Origin of the sequence: Psychrobacter sp. C 20.9 (genome assembly GCF_001921765.1) — a bacterium.
Classification (GTDB): domain Bacteria; phylum Pseudomonadota; class Gammaproteobacteria; order Pseudomonadales; family Moraxellaceae; genus Psychrobacter; species Psychrobacter piscatorii_B.
Map to the genome: position 1 here is coordinate 12,436 of NZ_MRYC01000019.1, position 13,838 is coordinate 26,273.

The 13,838-nt window shown below is 42.8% G+C and carries 14 protein-coding genes; 4 read left to right on the forward strand and 10 right to left on the reverse strand.

The features are described from left to right. Positions 1 to 448: 448 nt before the first annotated feature. On the reverse strand, positions 449 to 1,474 hold the full coding sequence (locus BTW00_RS11665) for a polyprenyl synthetase family protein (RefSeq protein WP_075107548.1): 1,026 nt from the start codon (positions 1,472 to 1,474) through the stop codon (positions 449 to 451). Between the two features lie 568 nt (positions 1,475 to 2,042). Between BTW00_RS11665 and rplU the strand changes: the two genes are divergently transcribed. From rplU to lolA, 4 genes are all read left to right on the forward strand, one after another. After that, entirely contained in the window at positions 2,043 to 2,354 is a 312-nt protein-coding gene (gene rplU, locus BTW00_RS11670; RefSeq protein ID WP_058025937.1) for a 50S ribosomal protein L21, read from the forward strand. Between the two features lie 91 nt (positions 2,355 to 2,445). After that, the gene (rpmA, locus tag BTW00_RS11675) at positions 2,446 to 2,703 is read left to right on the forward strand and encodes a 50S ribosomal protein L27 (RefSeq protein ID WP_058025936.1); all 258 of its coding nucleotides are present in this window, start codon (positions 2,446 to 2,448) and stop codon (positions 2,701 to 2,703) included. A gap of 273 nt (positions 2,704 to 2,976) precedes the next feature. After that, on the forward strand, positions 2,977 to 3,552 hold the full coding sequence (locus BTW00_RS11680; RefSeq protein WP_075107549.1) for a hypothetical protein: 576 nt from the start codon (positions 2,977 to 2,979) through the stop codon (positions 3,550 to 3,552). Positions 3,553 to 3,939: 387 nt separating this feature from the next. Then, positions 3,940 to 4,626, forward strand: a complete 687-nt coding sequence (gene lolA / locus BTW00_RS11685) for an outer membrane lipoprotein chaperone LolA (RefSeq protein WP_075107550.1) — start codon at positions 3,940 to 3,942, stop codon at positions 4,624 to 4,626. Positions 4,627 to 4,790: 164 nt separating this feature from the next. Here the strand turns inward: lolA and scpB are convergent, their stop codons facing one another. The 9 genes from scpB to mrdA all read right to left on the reverse strand — a co-directional run bounded on the left by scpB (position 4,791) and on the right by mrdA (position 13,513). Next, entirely contained in the window at positions 4,791 to 5,402 is a 612-nt protein-coding gene (gene scpB, locus BTW00_RS11690; RefSeq protein ID WP_075107551.1) for an SMC-Scp complex subunit ScpB, read from the reverse strand. A 70-nt stretch (positions 5,403 to 5,472) separates the two neighbouring features. Continuing rightward, positions 5,473 to 6,312: a ScpA family protein gene (locus BTW00_RS11695; protein ID WP_075107552.1), complete on the reverse strand. Its 840-nt coding sequence runs from the start codon at positions 6,310 to 6,312 to the stop codon at positions 5,473 to 5,475. A gap of 5 nt (positions 6,313 to 6,317) precedes the next feature. Continuing rightward, positions 6,318 to 6,893 carry an O-methyltransferase gene (locus BTW00_RS11700; protein WP_075107553.1) on the reverse strand — a complete coding sequence of 192 codons (576 nt, stop codon included), beginning with the start codon at positions 6,891 to 6,893 and terminating at the stop codon, positions 6,318 to 6,320. A gap of 49 nt (positions 6,894 to 6,942) precedes the next feature. Next, a complete protein-coding gene (locus BTW00_RS11705; protein WP_075107554.1) occupies positions 6,943 to 8,013 on the reverse strand; it encodes a tryptophan--tRNA ligase in 1,071 nt (356 codons plus the stop codon). Between the two features lie 108 nt (positions 8,014 to 8,121). Beyond that, on the reverse strand, positions 8,122 to 9,210 hold the full coding sequence (locus tag BTW00_RS11710; protein ID WP_075107555.1) for a lipid A biosynthesis acyltransferase: 1,089 nt from the start codon (positions 9,208 to 9,210) through the stop codon (positions 8,122 to 8,124). Positions 9,211 to 9,673: 463 nt separating this feature from the next. Further along, positions 9,674 to 10,060 (reverse strand): 30S ribosomal protein S9, encoded by a 387-nt coding sequence (gene rpsI / locus BTW00_RS11715; protein WP_058025929.1) that lies wholly within the window; start codon positions 10,058 to 10,060, stop codon positions 9,674 to 9,676. Between the two features lie 10 nt (positions 10,061 to 10,070). Continuing rightward, positions 10,071 to 10,499: a 50S ribosomal protein L13 gene (gene rplM, locus BTW00_RS11720; RefSeq protein ID WP_058025928.1), complete on the reverse strand. Its 429-nt coding sequence runs from the start codon at positions 10,497 to 10,499 to the stop codon at positions 10,071 to 10,073. Between the two features lie 252 nt (positions 10,500 to 10,751). Beyond that, on the reverse strand, positions 10,752 to 11,432 hold the full coding sequence (rsmD, locus tag BTW00_RS11725; RefSeq protein ID WP_075107556.1) for a 16S rRNA (guanine(966)-N(2))-methyltransferase RsmD: 681 nt from the start codon (positions 11,430 to 11,432) through the stop codon (positions 10,752 to 10,754). Between the two features lie 89 nt (positions 11,433 to 11,521). After that, complete coding sequence (gene mrdA, locus BTW00_RS11730) at positions 11,522 to 13,513, reverse strand: penicillin-binding protein 2 (RefSeq protein ID WP_075107557.1); 1,992 nt, start codon at positions 13,511 to 13,513, stop codon at positions 11,522 to 11,524. Positions 13,514 to 13,838: the final 325 nt, after the last annotated feature.

Below are 13,838 nucleotides of genomic sequence, written 5' to 3' on the forward strand. Positions count from 1 at the left end.
AGAAGACATACAACCTACTATCGAAATTTATTGTAATTTTTTGTTATAATCGTAAAGCCTTAGTAGTATTAAGGTCTTAAAACAGCAGAAAACCTGCTTTGTAAACAATTCAACAAATTTATCAACCCCTAATTATGACCTTTAAAATATAGCGACTTAGAGCAGTCAGTAGCCTCTAATGAGCGTGGTCAAATATCATCCAACCTTCAAAAATCCTTACATGATTATAGTACTGCAAAGATTTATAAAACTTAAAGAAAGGTAACTATTTAACTGGTACGTTGGTTTTGAAGAGAATAGGTTTTTGAAGAGTGGCGCTTTTAAGTTATGGGATTGCTGTTCATTGATTGCTAAAAGCACTGCTAAAAAATGAGTCGTCTTAATCAGCTGGTTGTTTTAATTAGCCGATTGTCTTAATTAGTCGATAACATAGACGACTCATATTTAATTATACCAATCGTGCGCTAGCAAGCTCAGTCAATTGATACAAACCTGTACGATAGCGATTGTCAGGCAGTGTGCTGAGGGCTTGTTGCGCCAGTTTGGTTTCTTCCAACGCGCGTTGCTTGCAATAATCTAATGAGCCTGAGCTACGTACTAACTCAATCAGTTGCTCAGCATTTGGTGTTTTACCCGTTTGCACAGCGATTCGTAGCTGCTCATAACCTTCGTTGTCACTGTCTTTTAGTAGTTCGAGTGCTTTGATAGTTGGCAGAGTAGGTTTACCTTCTGCAAGATCATCGCCTAGGTTTTTGCCCATTACGTCGCTATCGCCACTATAATCAAGGATATCATCGATAATTTGAAACGCATTACCAAAGTGCTGCCCAAAGTCGCCTAATGCGGCCATATATTCTGTTTTGTCTTGCAAAATAGCCGCGCCTTGAGTTGCCATCATAAATAGGCGTGACGTTTTGCCATCGATGATGCGCAAGTAGTCGTCTTCTGTTGCGGCAGGGTTGTGTTGATGCTGCAACTGCAAAACTTCGCCTTCAGCGATATCACAGGTACCATCAGAGAAGACTTGCAACAATGGCAAGCTTTGAAAACCAACCAAGAGATTAAATGCGCGCGCTATGAGATAGTCACCGACCAATACGGCAGTGGCATTGTCCCATGTGGCGTTTGCCGTCGGTTTACCGCGGCGCTGTCCTGATTCATCGATCACATCGTCATGCACTAAGGTTGCGGTATGTAGCATCTCAGTAATGGCGGCTAGGTGCATCGCTTTTTCTGATGGATTGTCGTCAAACATACGCGCACAAAGCAGCGTAATCAGTGGGCGCATACGCTTACCACCAGCGTTGATCACATGCTGAGAGACGCTCATGACCAGTTGTACTTTCGAGTTGAGACTACCAAATACTTGCTGGTCCATCACCTCAAAATCACTGGCCACGATACTTTGAATATCAGCGTAGCTGAGCGTTGATTGAGAAGTGGAGGCGGTGTTACTTAAAGAGGTAATAGTCATAATAAATAGTCATATTGATAAGAATAAAGAGAGTTTTTATAACCTTGACTTCAGCTATTCATAGATAAGGTATCGTTTTGCTTATCATAACATAGCTGCCTTTGAAAATTGTTGGTTAAAGTACACCATAAGGGTAGCTCAGAGGTCGCTTGTGCGCCTATTATCATGCATAGAAGGCAGGGCAAACTGATGAAAGCGTTCAATAATTTGATGGTAAGAATGTTAACTTATCACGAGGTTTTGTCGTCACATAAATGATAGATAAAAGGCTGTAAGTAACTGATTATATAAGTTATAATAGCCCCCGTTAGGCTCAAACCATCATTTATAACCATTGTTATGCTGCTTTTATGAGTATCGTCGTCTACGACGGGCTGATAATTTGTAGCGTATATAACAATGCAGATGATGGTGATTTAGTGTAACCACCTTGCAAAAACAAGACGCCCGGCTTGCTTTTATAAGCAAAAAGCCGTAAAATCTTGCCTTTAATTTTTCCCTGTCGTGTTTGTTATTGAAGCGTAGGTATAATATCTACCACGGCACACGGGTTAAACGGAGTCATACAATGTACGCAGTAATTAAAACTGGTGGTAAGCAGCACCGTGTAGTCGTCGATGAATTGCTTAAAGTTGAATTGCTAAAAGCAGAAAAAGGCGAAACAATCAAATTTGAAGACGTATTGATGGTTGTTGACGGCGATGACGTCAAAATCGGTCAGCCTGTCGTTGATGGCGCTAGCGTAGAAGTTGAAGTTGTTGAGCATGGTCGCGGCGAAAAAATCCGTATCATCAAGCACAACCGTCGTAAGCATTATCACAAAGAGCAAGGTCACCGCCAATGGTACACCTTGTTAAAAATCAAAGCCATTAATGCCTAATTACCCGTTTAGCAATGTTTGCTAAATAGCGCACTAAATGCTTAAGAGTTGTCGCATAAGCGATAAGTCACATTAACAAGGAGATTTTCTCATGGCACATAAAAAAGCTGCCGGTTCAAGCCGTAACGGTCGTGATTCAAACCCAAAAATGCTAGGCGTAAAAATCTTTGGTGGCCAAGCTATCACAGCTGGTAACATCATCGTTCGTCAACGTGGTACAGAATTCCACGCAGGCGAAGGCGTTGGCATGGGTCGTGACCATACTTTATTTGCACTAAATGATGGTGTTGTAAAGTTTGAGACCAAAGGTAAATTTAACCGTCGTTATGTGACGGTTGAAAACGCATAATTATCCGCCTAAATTTTCTCATTGTTAAATGAGAGGATCGGATAATCAAAAGCCCCTATTGCCTGATGGTAGTAGGGGCTTTTTGCGTTTGTAGGGTACCATGAGTTAATGATAAGGATTAAGGAATGGTATTTTGAACAATATCACTCAACGCTAGCTCTTAAAATATACTATTTCAACAATCTTAACTAATATCTTTTTATGAAAGACGGATAGTTTGAATAAAAGATTTGAAGAGGTAGTAAATGAATCGTGGATAGGTTTGAAGAAAAAATGAAAAAACAGCACTATATTTCTCATAAGACCATGCTAAATATCCTTAATGACTTATCACCTTTTAAATACATCTATCTTTATGGATTCGTGTTCGTGTTTTTTACGCCGTTAATGTTTGGAAATTATTTCTCAGATTTTACGGGAATAACACCCTTCGCTCAATCCATGGAGCTAGCCTCGGGTAGAATAAGACTGTTGAATGACCTTACAGTCTTGTACTTCATAATAATTTTCATTGCTATAACAGCTGCTTATTTTTTAAAAGGATTGTCATTCGAGGTTGTTAGAGAATTCAAATTAGCTGCCAGAAATCCAGATAAGTTGAATCATGAAGTGGGAGAAAATCCCAAAAGATCTATCTTTATAACTGCATCGCTACTTATCGCTATCAACTTAGGCTGGATTTGGTTTTTTGGTTTTACGTCAGCGGGTAACTCTAAAGTAATGAGAAGTTATTTAGAGGGAACTGAAACTTTCATCATCATGGCTATTTTTTTAGGATTTCTAGCAAATTTTTATCTATTAATTTATGCATTATTAATGATGGAAGGCAGAAAGCACGTTATCTTTTAAGGAAACCATTAGTCTTAATAATGAAACTGCTTACCAAAATTGAGATGAGCATTCGGTTGTAGCAGACATATTTCTTGCTCTTTTATACTGTTAACTTACCTACTTAAAGGTTTAGCTGTATTCATTACCTCGGTTTTGCTAACTAACGATGCTAAATGCAAACTTTTACCGTGTAACTGTCTTGGTTACAAGTGTGTATGGCAGCCGTAGTAAAGATTGCAAATCATGACTAGGCGCGTAATAAAAAAACTGGCACACTGTTGCCATTGCTGATGGTTACCAGTTTTAGCTCGGTAAAAGCAGTATTTATAGAAAACAAAAATTTCAATAGAACATTTTATTTTTAGCAACAACTTTAAAGCGATTATGCTTTTTTAGAGAGGATTTATGATGAACTTATCTACGAAAAAATCAACCAAACAGAAGATGATGAGTGGTGCTTTAGCAGGTGTATTAATGACATCGTTAGGTATCGCAGCGCCAATGATGGCATTGACTCAAACAGCCACAGCAGCTCCTGCTGATAACCTAACAGCTGCTAAACGTTTGAACAAATTGCTGACCAATACCAAGAGTATGACGGCTAATTTCAGTCAAACGACTAAAGGCGCGAGCAGTGGTACGTTTAAAGGCTCTATGAGTGTACAGCGTCCCAATAACTTCCGCTGGGAAACCAAGTCACCGTCAGATCAGCTAATCGTTGCCAATGGCAACTCTATGTGGATCTATGACAAAGATTTGGAGCAAGCGACTAAGCAGAACGTCGATAGCCAAGTAGGCAATACGCCAGCACTGTTATTATCAGGTGATCCAAGCAAGATTGATCAAAACTTTAAAATCACTCAGCCATATAGCAATAAGAACTACTATGTGTTGTACCCAAAATCTGATAATGCCAGCTTTAAGAGCTTATCAATGAGCTTTAGTGGTGGCAAACCTGTGATGATGGTATTGAATGATACGCTAGGTCAAACGACCTCTATTAAGTTTAGTGGTATCAAAATGAATCCAAGTATCGGCAGCAGTCAGTTTAAGTTTACTCCACCAAAAGGTGTTGATGTTATCAATCAATAAGGACGAGCTAATTGATGAAGCAGATTATGATGCTTTGCTATTTATCTAAGGTTGAAAGCCTCTAAGAGTGACAACCCCTAAGAGTAATAGCCAAATAAAAAGGACAGATCTTATATGATCTGTCCTTTTTTATGAGCGTAATGATAGTTTGGTCAGCAGAAAAATTAAGACATAGCTCGTATGGAGTCCATATCTGGCATTGGTGGTAGCTCATCTAAATGACTCAGCCCAAATGCATCCAAGAATTGTGCGGTGGTGTGAAGGAGCGCTGGGCGGCCTAAGGTCTCCTTAAAGCCTTTTTCAATGATCCACCCTTTATCAAATAGCTGGCGTAGTATATTGCTTGATAACGTCACACCGCGCACTTGCTCGATGTCACTACGTGTCACAGGTTGCTTATAAGCAATGACGCTCAAAGTTTCAAGTAAGGCTTGGCTCAGACGCTCTTGACGCTGCGGAAAAACCTGCTGAATTAAGCCGCTATAGGCATCGGAAATTTGTAGTCGGTAGCCGCTGGCTGTCTCATGTAGGTTCAGCACACCGGTCTCTAACCGTCGCTCTAGCACCTCTAAGGCTTGCTTTAATTCCTTAGTAGATAATGATAAATGTTTTCTTAACGCGTGAGCTGTCAGCGGCGCTTCTGAAGCATGTAAGAGAACTTCAATGTGCTTGCTCACATCTTCAAGAGACGCCTGATTTGCCCCAATAGAGGCAGCTGTAGCGGTGCCTGTAGTTTCGGCTTCAATAGGCTGCTTTGAGTCGTCAATATCTACCATCTAAAGTATGCTCTTATCTTAATATTATGTATTCAATAACGGTCAAGCTAGGAAGTTAATCTAATGATTGCTATGCCAACCACTGTAGGGTTAGCTCTTGGGATTGATTGTCTATATCGGATGGATCGGTATCATGCTTCATTAACGTGCTTGTATCATTATTGGATTCTGTATAGACCACACCAACCAATTGACGCTTAATCAGTTCAAGTACAGCGACAAAGCTCACGACCACGCCTATCTTACCCTGTGCTTTGTCTAGTAGCTCATAAAAGGAGCGGGCACCATCAGTACTCAGTTGCCTGCTAATACTAGCGATACGATCAGAAAGTGGTACGGCATCAATTTTGATGGTATGCATTTGATAGTCTGGCTGTAGCTGCATTTTGAACAAGCTATCGATCAGCAGAGTAGGCGAGTAGCTAGGCAGCTCAGCATTCATGACATCTTGACTAGGCATACTGACCATTGCTAAAAAAACATCACGCTCTAAACGTACCAAATCATCTAAGCGCTGACTGGCCACTTTGATTTGCGCATACTCTTCTAGGCGCTCAATCAGCTCGGCTTTTGGATCGCGTTCGTCGGTTGGGGTGTCAGGGGTAGGCAATAGTAATTCGGTTTTGATCGCAATGAGCGTGGACGCCATTAGCAGATAATCGCCTGCCAACTCAAAGTGTACAGTATCTAACTCACTGATATAAGCCAAATACTGCTCAGTGATTGGTAGAATCGGCATTTGTGTCAAATCAACATTATTTTTTTTGACCAAATATAATAAGAAATCTAAAGGACCTGCAAATTGCTCTAGCCAAATCGCAAACGCTTGTGGCGGAACATAAAGATCGTCTGGTAGATGCTGTACTGGCGTCTGATAGATGCGTAGAGCAGTCGTGTTGGATGTATCCATAATACTTAATGTTCCTGGCGCACTGCCATAAATAGTCCAGCACCAACATCTAACGTATGACAAATATAACGAGAATCATTGGTGAATTCTGCCAAGAACTCGCTCACCTCATCACGATGAGAGATGACATTATCGACAATAAGTACACTACTGACGTCTAATGCGTTATACAGACCTTCGATATAATCGATATAGAATTGCCGCTCTGCATCCAAAAATACCAAGTCAAAGACATCTTCATTGCTATTTAAAAAAATAAAGGAGTCTTGTACGATTAATCTAACAGAGTCAGATAGCCCCGTATTTTGCAGATGCTGGCGAGCAGCATCACTGCGGCTTTTATCGATGTCTAGCGATATAAAGTCACATTCAGCCTGATGCCGTAGACCATAAGCCAGCCACAATGTCGAAAAGCCCGTTGAGGTAACAATCTCTAGTACCTTTTTGGGCTGTCTGATCGTGGCAATATTGGCCAAAAACTGCGCCGCATCTGGTTCGACATGGCGATGACGAGCCAGCCGATTGGATTGTTCAGAGTCATACGTACTGTCAGCCTCGTATATAAAGACTGACAGTAAGATAAAAAATGGCTTGGATTAAATGTCGGCATTATAAACGATCAGAAGTCATTTATTTAAGCTTCGCTAGTGGGCGAATACCAATGGCACGGCGGGCTTTATCCAGCTGCTTACGGCTATGACGACGGGCTTTTTCCGCACCCATTTGTAGGATTTCTTCTAGCTCTTTTGGATTGGCCATGAGTTCTTCGTAACGCGCGCGGAACGGCGCAACCTCATCATTAATCTTGTCAAATAGTGCTTGCTTAGCATCACCCCAGCCAATACCTGCTGCGTATTGCGCACGCATATCAGCGATTTCTTTAGGCGTGGCGAATGCTTTATATATCTCAAACAGAGCAGAGTCATCAGGGTCTTTTGGCTCATCAGGCAACTGTGAGTTGGTGACGATTTTCATGATGGCTTTGTGCATTTGTTTTTCAGAGCTAACTTGCGGATTCGGCTCACCAAACAATGGAATGGTGTTGCTATAGCTCTTACTCATCTTGCGGCCGTCTAGGCCAGTAAGTAGTGGTATATCATTGTCTACAACCGCTGACGGTAGGGTAAAGAGCGTTTTATAACGATGGTTAAACGTACCAGCCATGTCACGTGCCATTTCAATGTGCTGGATTTGATCGCGGCCAACAGGTACATGCGTGGCATTAAACATCAAAATATCAGCAGCCATCAACACAGGGTAGCCAAACAACCCCATGTTAATCCCTTGGTCAGGATCAACGTCTTCTTTTTCCATATTGGCATCGACCGCTGCTTTGTAGGCATGAGCGCGGTTCATAAGTCCTTTGGCACATGAGGAGCTCAAAATCCATGACAACTCCAAAATCTCAGGCACATCTGACTGACGATAAAAAGTCACACGCTCAGGATCGAGACCACAAGCGAGCCATGTCGCGGCAATGGCTTTGGTTGACTCGTGAATGATCGCAGGATCATGGCAACCAATAATACTGTGATAATCCGCTAAGAAGAAAAAAGCGTCGCTATCGCTGTTTTGAATAGACTGGATGGCCGGACGAATCGCGCCAACGTAGTTACCAAGATGCGGAATACCTGTGGGTTTGATCCCTGTCAAAATGCGTTTATGTGGGGCTGCTTGTCCAGAACTGTGATTGTCGCTCATGAAAAATCCGTTATTTTGTTTGTCAAATTATTATAATGCGTGACTAAAAGTGCAAAATAGCAGTCACAAAGTATAGCAAATTTTATCAGACCTTTTGAAAATAAAGGCCTACTTATAGATATCCGTACGACCATTTGGCCCATGCTTAAAGCGGCGATGGAACCACATCCACTGAGTAGGGTCAATACGTATGAGTCCCTCTAAAACTTCATTAACCCGAGTGGCATCCGCAACCTCATCACGACTTGGATAGTTGTCAAGCTCTGGGGTGATGGTCAAGTGATAATGAGGTCGCTTACCACGTGGTAGATTATCTGGGGTTTGCCGATAGGTATGTAGCGCCATCACGGCGGGTGGATGCGTTTTGCTGCCTAATTTTGCCATACGGCGTGATGCGGTAATCGTTGCTGCCGGCACCCCAAAAAATGGCGCCATGACCCCTTGTTTGAGACCATAGTCCTGATCGGGGGAATACCAAATCACATGCCCCGCTTTGATAGAGGTGACTAGGCTTCGCATATCGCGGCTGGAGATTTGTTTACCGAATATATTGGTACGACCATTATAAATAAACCAATCGAGTAGAGGGTTATTCTGTGTACGATACATACAATCGACAGGGAAAAACTGCGCGCACAGTAAGCCGCCCAAATCCAGCATCGTATAATGCGCACCCAATAGAATAACCGGACGCTGCTCGTTTTGCGCATTAACAAGATGCTGTAATCCCGAAATAGATACCGTTCTAGTAAATATATTTGGACGGAACCAAGCACATAGGGTTTCAAACACCCCAATACCTTGATTGACAAAGACTTGCTTTGCCATCAATTCACGCTCAGCTTCTGGCTTTTCTGGAAACGCCAGCTTTAGATTAATCAGAGTGTCACGCCTACGTGAGCCTGCAGCTTTATAAATCAATATGCCGAGCTTACGACCTAGCCAAAACTGCCAACGCAGTGGCAAATATATCAGGGGTAACATCACCAAAAACAACAACCAAATACCCCAATACTTTGGCAATAAAAACTGCCATTGAAAGGGCTTGTTTTCTGCTTGCGCGGTACGTTTATGGTTCTGCGTAATCGTTGGCGTACCAGCAGGTATAGCAGGCGACTTAGCCGACTTTTTCATGCTAGGCGGTACGCTATTATTATTTGATGGTTTGCTGGGATCGTATTGTTCTGGCGCTTTCATAATATCCTTCTGCCGCACCGTGTATCACATTGCAGCTAATGATGAAAAGTTATTGATATGATGGGGTAGGCTCAAATGCTTTGCAAGTGAGAATGTTTATAAGGTTCTTAATTTGCAGTGCTAATATAAAGTACGTATATCGATAGCTATTGCAATGAGAGATATAGTGAAACCATTATAAAAATGGTATAGCAAGATTAAACGCTATTTTTCGCAGCCTCTGGAGACGCAGTCACAGCAAGCAAGAAAAGTAGCGTTTAATCGAGCGCGTTTCCTATGCTGTATCAATTTTATTGAGGTTCTACTATAGCCACACTACCTATAGGCCAATCAGCAGGCATAAAAAAACCTTATAAGCTGTGACCAGCTTATAAGGCTTTGCAAAACGCTTCTCTTATTTGAGTTTGCTACCATCGCTCCGAGAAAAAGACAACAGTAGCAAAAAGATAAGAGCGGGCTTTGATTAACGTTTTGAGAACTGTGGACGTTTACGTGCTTTACGTAGACCCAGTTTCTTACGTTCAACTTGACGTGAATCACGAGTAACAAAACCAGCTGCTTTTAGGGCAGGCTTCAAAGTTTCGTCAGCTTCGATCAATGCACGTGTGATGCCGTGGCGGATTGCGCCAGCTTGGCCACTGATACCACCGCCTGCAACAGTGACATATAAGTCATATTGGTTAGCAGAGTCTAGTAGTTCTAATGGCTGACGAACAACCATGCGTGAAGTTTCACGGCTGAAGTATTCGTCTAGTGGCTTACCGTTAACAACAATGCTACCAGTACCTTTTGATAAAAAGACACGAGCAGTAGACGTCTTGCGGCGACCAGTTCCGTAATTGCGTTCCATAAGTATATCCTTAGATGTCTAGTTCTTTAGGTTGCTGTGCAGTATGTGGATGTTCAGTACCCGCATATAGTTTCAGCTTCTTGATCATCGCATAGCCAAGAGGGCCCTTTGGAAGCATACCCTTAACTGCTTTGTGTAGAACATCTTCAGGCTTATGTGCAATCAGCTTTGTGAAGTTGGTTTCTTTAATACCACCTGGGTAGCCACTGTGACGATAGTACTTTTTGTCTTGCGCTTTCTTACCCGTTACCGCGATTTTTTCTGCGTTGATGACAACAATGAAGTCACCAGTATCTACGTGCGGAGTATAAGAAGGCTTGTGCTTGCCACGTAAGCGAGTTGCGATTTGAGTGGCTAAGCGACCAAGGGTTTTGCCGTCAGCATCTACGACATACCAGTCATGGGTCACTTCAGCTGGTTTTGCACTAAGTGTTTTCATGATAAAACCTTAAAATTAGAATTCGTTGAGAGTTTAGCTGGGAACGGGGCTCTCAAAAAACAGACTGCACATTATAAGCAGTAGCGCCTACGCTTGCAAGCTGCATTGGGGTTTATTTTCGCCTTTGTACATTAAACTGCAGCGTTTGGCCAGTTTTTAAGCGGTTTTAAACATTTTTACAGGTATTGAAGGGTTTATTAGATATTGCTTAACAAATAATTGCTAATGATGCGCTTAGCAATTAGGGTGTAATTATGACGGTGACAGCCGATAAAGTCCAGCGACAACTTGTCCAACTTTGGTTTGCTTTAAGCATTCAAAGCATATCGTTGTTGTCTCTAGTTGGGCGTCGCGATTTTCATTAAGCTGCTCTTCTAGTTGCTCAAGCTGAGGTGTTAAATCTTTATCCGCTTCTAAGTAAATTAGCGTTGATTGGTCAATCAATGCATTGGTAATCAGCGTACTCAAAATAGGCTGCCATAGATCCTGAGCATAAGGGGGATCGATGAATACGATATCAAACGGGTGCTCAATCGGCTGGTGTTGGCTCAGTACTTGTTCAGCCGTGCCAGTGATAACCGTGTAAGCTGCGGTATCAAGGCGTAATTGCTCAGCACTTTGACGTAGCATGTTGCTTTGTGCCGTATTAACTTCAATAAAAGTGGTGTGAGCTGCGCCGCGGGACAACGCCTCAAACCCTAATACGCCACTGCCTGCACAGCTATCGAGTACGCGTGCACCGTGAATATCGGCCAATAACCAGTTAAATAATGTCTCTCGCAGGCGGTCGGGCGTTGGACGCAGGTCATCTGCATCGATGAAGCTGACAATACGGCGCTTGAACTGCCCACCAATGATACGCACATCACCGGCTGCGGCACTTTTTGCTTTAGGGTTCTTTTTTGCTGTGCGCCCGCTCGTGGGTTTTTTCATGCTAGAGTCTCTTTTATTATCTTTTTTTTGAGGCATCTCTACTTATTAGACATGACGGGTAATGGTTAGAGATGTCTATCAAAATGTCGCTATTCAGAGGTGGCTGCTGCTGTTTGCGCCTCTGCTTCTGCTGCTTCCTGTTCTGCTAACGCCTTTGCCTCTTTTTCACGCAATGCGTCTTTCATGGCTTTTTCAAAAGCCTTTTGGCGCTTGATGATTTTTAGCTCATCAGCGGACGGCGGCAATATCGGATCAGTTTTGCGTTGTAGCATCCAGTAGTCAAATAGAGCACGGCCAATAGGCGCGGCAGTCGTACTACCACCGCCACCGTTTTCGACCAATACGGCAAGTGCAATCTGTGGATCTTCTACGGGCGCAAAGCCATTGAACCACGCATGATCCCAATGACGCTTATCGATTGCCGATTTATCATAGCGTTTGCCTTGAGCAATAGACTTGACCTGTGCGGTGCCGGTTTTGCCAGCGATACGATAACGCGGGGTATAGATGCCGCGACCTGTGCCGTTTTCTACCACGCTTTCCATCGCAGCATGCATACGTAGCCAGTCAGAAGGCTTACCGTTGTATTCAATTTTGCCATCTGGTTTAGTGATCACTTTTACCTCTGCCGCGCCGTCGCTGCTTTTTAGCAAATGCGGGGTAATATGATTTCCTTTATTTGCGGTCATGGCTGTGGCGTTGGCAATCTGTAGTGGCGTTGCCAAGAAATAGCCTTGTCCAATACTGACAGAGATGGTTTCACCCGGTAGCCAGTCTTTATCATACGTGTCTTTTTTCCATTTCGGTGATGGCATAATGCCTGATTTTTCATTAGGGAGATCAATGCCTGTCTTATCACCAAAACCAAAGCGCACCATCCAGTCGTGTAGACGCTGAATACCCATCTCATAAGCCAGCTTATAATAGTAAGTATCAACCGACATTTGGATAGATTTCTTTAAATCAACCGTACCATGACCCCCGCGCTTCCAGTCACGGAAACGATGGCTGTCTCCTGGTAAACTAAAATAGCCAGGATCATAAATAGTACTGTTCCAATCTCGCAAGCCGTAGTGAATACCGCCTAAACCCTCAAATGGTTTGATGGTCGAGCCAGGTGGATAGGTCCCTTGGAGCGCACGATTATATAGCGGCTGATCAAGGTCTTCCCGCAGCGCATCATAGTCTTTGAAAGAGATACCTGATATGAAAGGATTTGGGTCATAGCTTGGGTTACTGACAAAGGCCAGCACGTCGCCGTTTTTGGGATCTATTGCGACGATTGCACCGCGGCGTCCATCTAGCTGTTGTTGGGCGATTTTCTGCAGCCCATAATCTAAGCTCAACGTGATATCGTTACCAGAGGTAGGCGGTTTGGTATCTAATTGCCGCAAAATATTGCCGTGAGCATCTGTTTCTACCGATTGATAACCGGGCTGCCCAAGCAAAATATCTTCGTAATAGTCTTCAATACCAATCTTACCGATCAGATCAGTACCTGCATAGCGGTCCTTATCAATACGCTTAGACTCTTTATCGTTAATACGACCAACGTAACCGATCACATGAGCAAATAGCTCATCATAAGGATAATCACGCGTCAGCTTACTTTGGATAGAAACACCGCGAAAGAACGGCTTACGCTCACTAAACTGAGCCAGCTGTGCCTCTGTTAAGTCGATTTTGATGGTCACAGGGTCGTTTTTGTTTTTGCTCAAGCGCGCCAAAATATCTGTGATGTCTTCTTCTGTCAGATCAAAGATAGGGGCTAACAAGTTTAAGGTGCGCTCAGGGTTGTCAATCTCGTCAGGACTCAACATCGCAGTAAAGACTGGCTGGTTATCCGCCAAAATTATCCCGTTACGATCATAAATATAACCGCGGCTAGGCGGTGCAGATATGAGCTTAATGCGGTTATTGTCTGCCTGCGTGGTGTACTTATCATGGGCGTAGACTTGCAAATAACCATAACGGGTTATCAAACCACCCAAACCCAGCAATATTAAAATTCCAAAGATAATAATACGGTTGGTAAAGGTACTGTTGACCTGTTCGGTATTGGGAGTTAGCGGTTTATTCATAGAAAATCAGAGCCCAATCGGTCAGTGAGTCAGTAATAAAGAGGTAAAAGGGCAGGTTAGTTAACTAAAGTGCGGTGAGTCTAAAGGATAATACAAAGGATTTCAATCACATAGCGCTATATGATCTAAAATCAACGCGCATTGATTTGTACGTAGATGGTGTCTATCGTTTGACTACAAATTATAACAGAACAAATGAGAAGGCGCAGTACTCAGCCACTTATTTTGTTGTGACCATACGCTATATAAGCGATGAGCCATATTAATCCCTTTATTATCAGATGCAGGGCATGAAATGTGTCATCTTTAGTCACAACTTGCCAAA

Bases quoted from the DNA above. Each gene is read 5' to 3' on its own strand.
- BTW00_RS11665 (WP_075107548.1), bottom strand. From the start codon at position 1,474: ATGACTATTACCTCTTTAAGTAACACCGCCTCCACTTCTCAATCAACG.
- BTW00_RS11695 (WP_075107552.1), bottom strand. From the start codon at position 6,312: ATGGATACATCCAACACGACTGCTCTACGCATCTATCAGACGCCAGTA.
- rpsI (WP_058025929.1), bottom strand. From the start codon at position 10,060: ATGGAACGCAATTACGGAACTGGTCGCCGCAAGACGTCTACTGCTCGT.
- rplM (WP_058025928.1), bottom strand. From the start codon at position 10,499: ATGAAAACACTTAGTGCAAAACCAGCTGAAGTGACCCATGACTGGTAT.
- mrdA (WP_075107557.1), bottom strand. From the start codon at position 13,513: ATGAATAAACCGCTAACTCCCAATACCGAACAGGTCAACAGTACCTTT.
- rplU (WP_058025937.1), top strand. From the start codon at position 2,043: ATGTACGCAGTAATTAAAACTGGTGGTAAGCAGCACCGTGTAGTCGTC.
- rpmA (WP_058025936.1), top strand. From the start codon at position 2,446: ATGGCACATAAAAAAGCTGCCGGTTCAAGCCGTAACGGTCGTGATTCA.
- BTW00_RS11710 (WP_075107555.1), bottom strand. From the start codon at position 9,210: ATGAAAGCGCCAGAACAATACGATCCCAGCAAACCATCAAATAATAAT.
- BTW00_RS11680 (WP_075107549.1), top strand. From the start codon at position 2,977: ATGAAAAAACAGCACTATATTTCTCATAAGACCATGCTAAATATCCTT.
- rsmD (WP_075107556.1), bottom strand. From the start codon at position 11,432: ATGAAAAAACCCACGAGCGGGCGCACAGCAAAAAAGAACCCTAAAGCA.
- scpB (WP_075107551.1), bottom strand. From the start codon at position 5,402: ATGGTAGATATTGACGACTCAAAGCAGCCTATTGAAGCCGAAACTACA.
- lolA (WP_075107550.1), top strand. From the start codon at position 3,940: ATGATGAACTTATCTACGAAAAAATCAACCAAACAGAAGATGATGAGT.
- BTW00_RS11705 (WP_075107554.1), bottom strand. From the start codon at position 8,013: ATGAGCGACAATCACAGTTCTGGACAAGCAGCCCCACATAAACGCATT.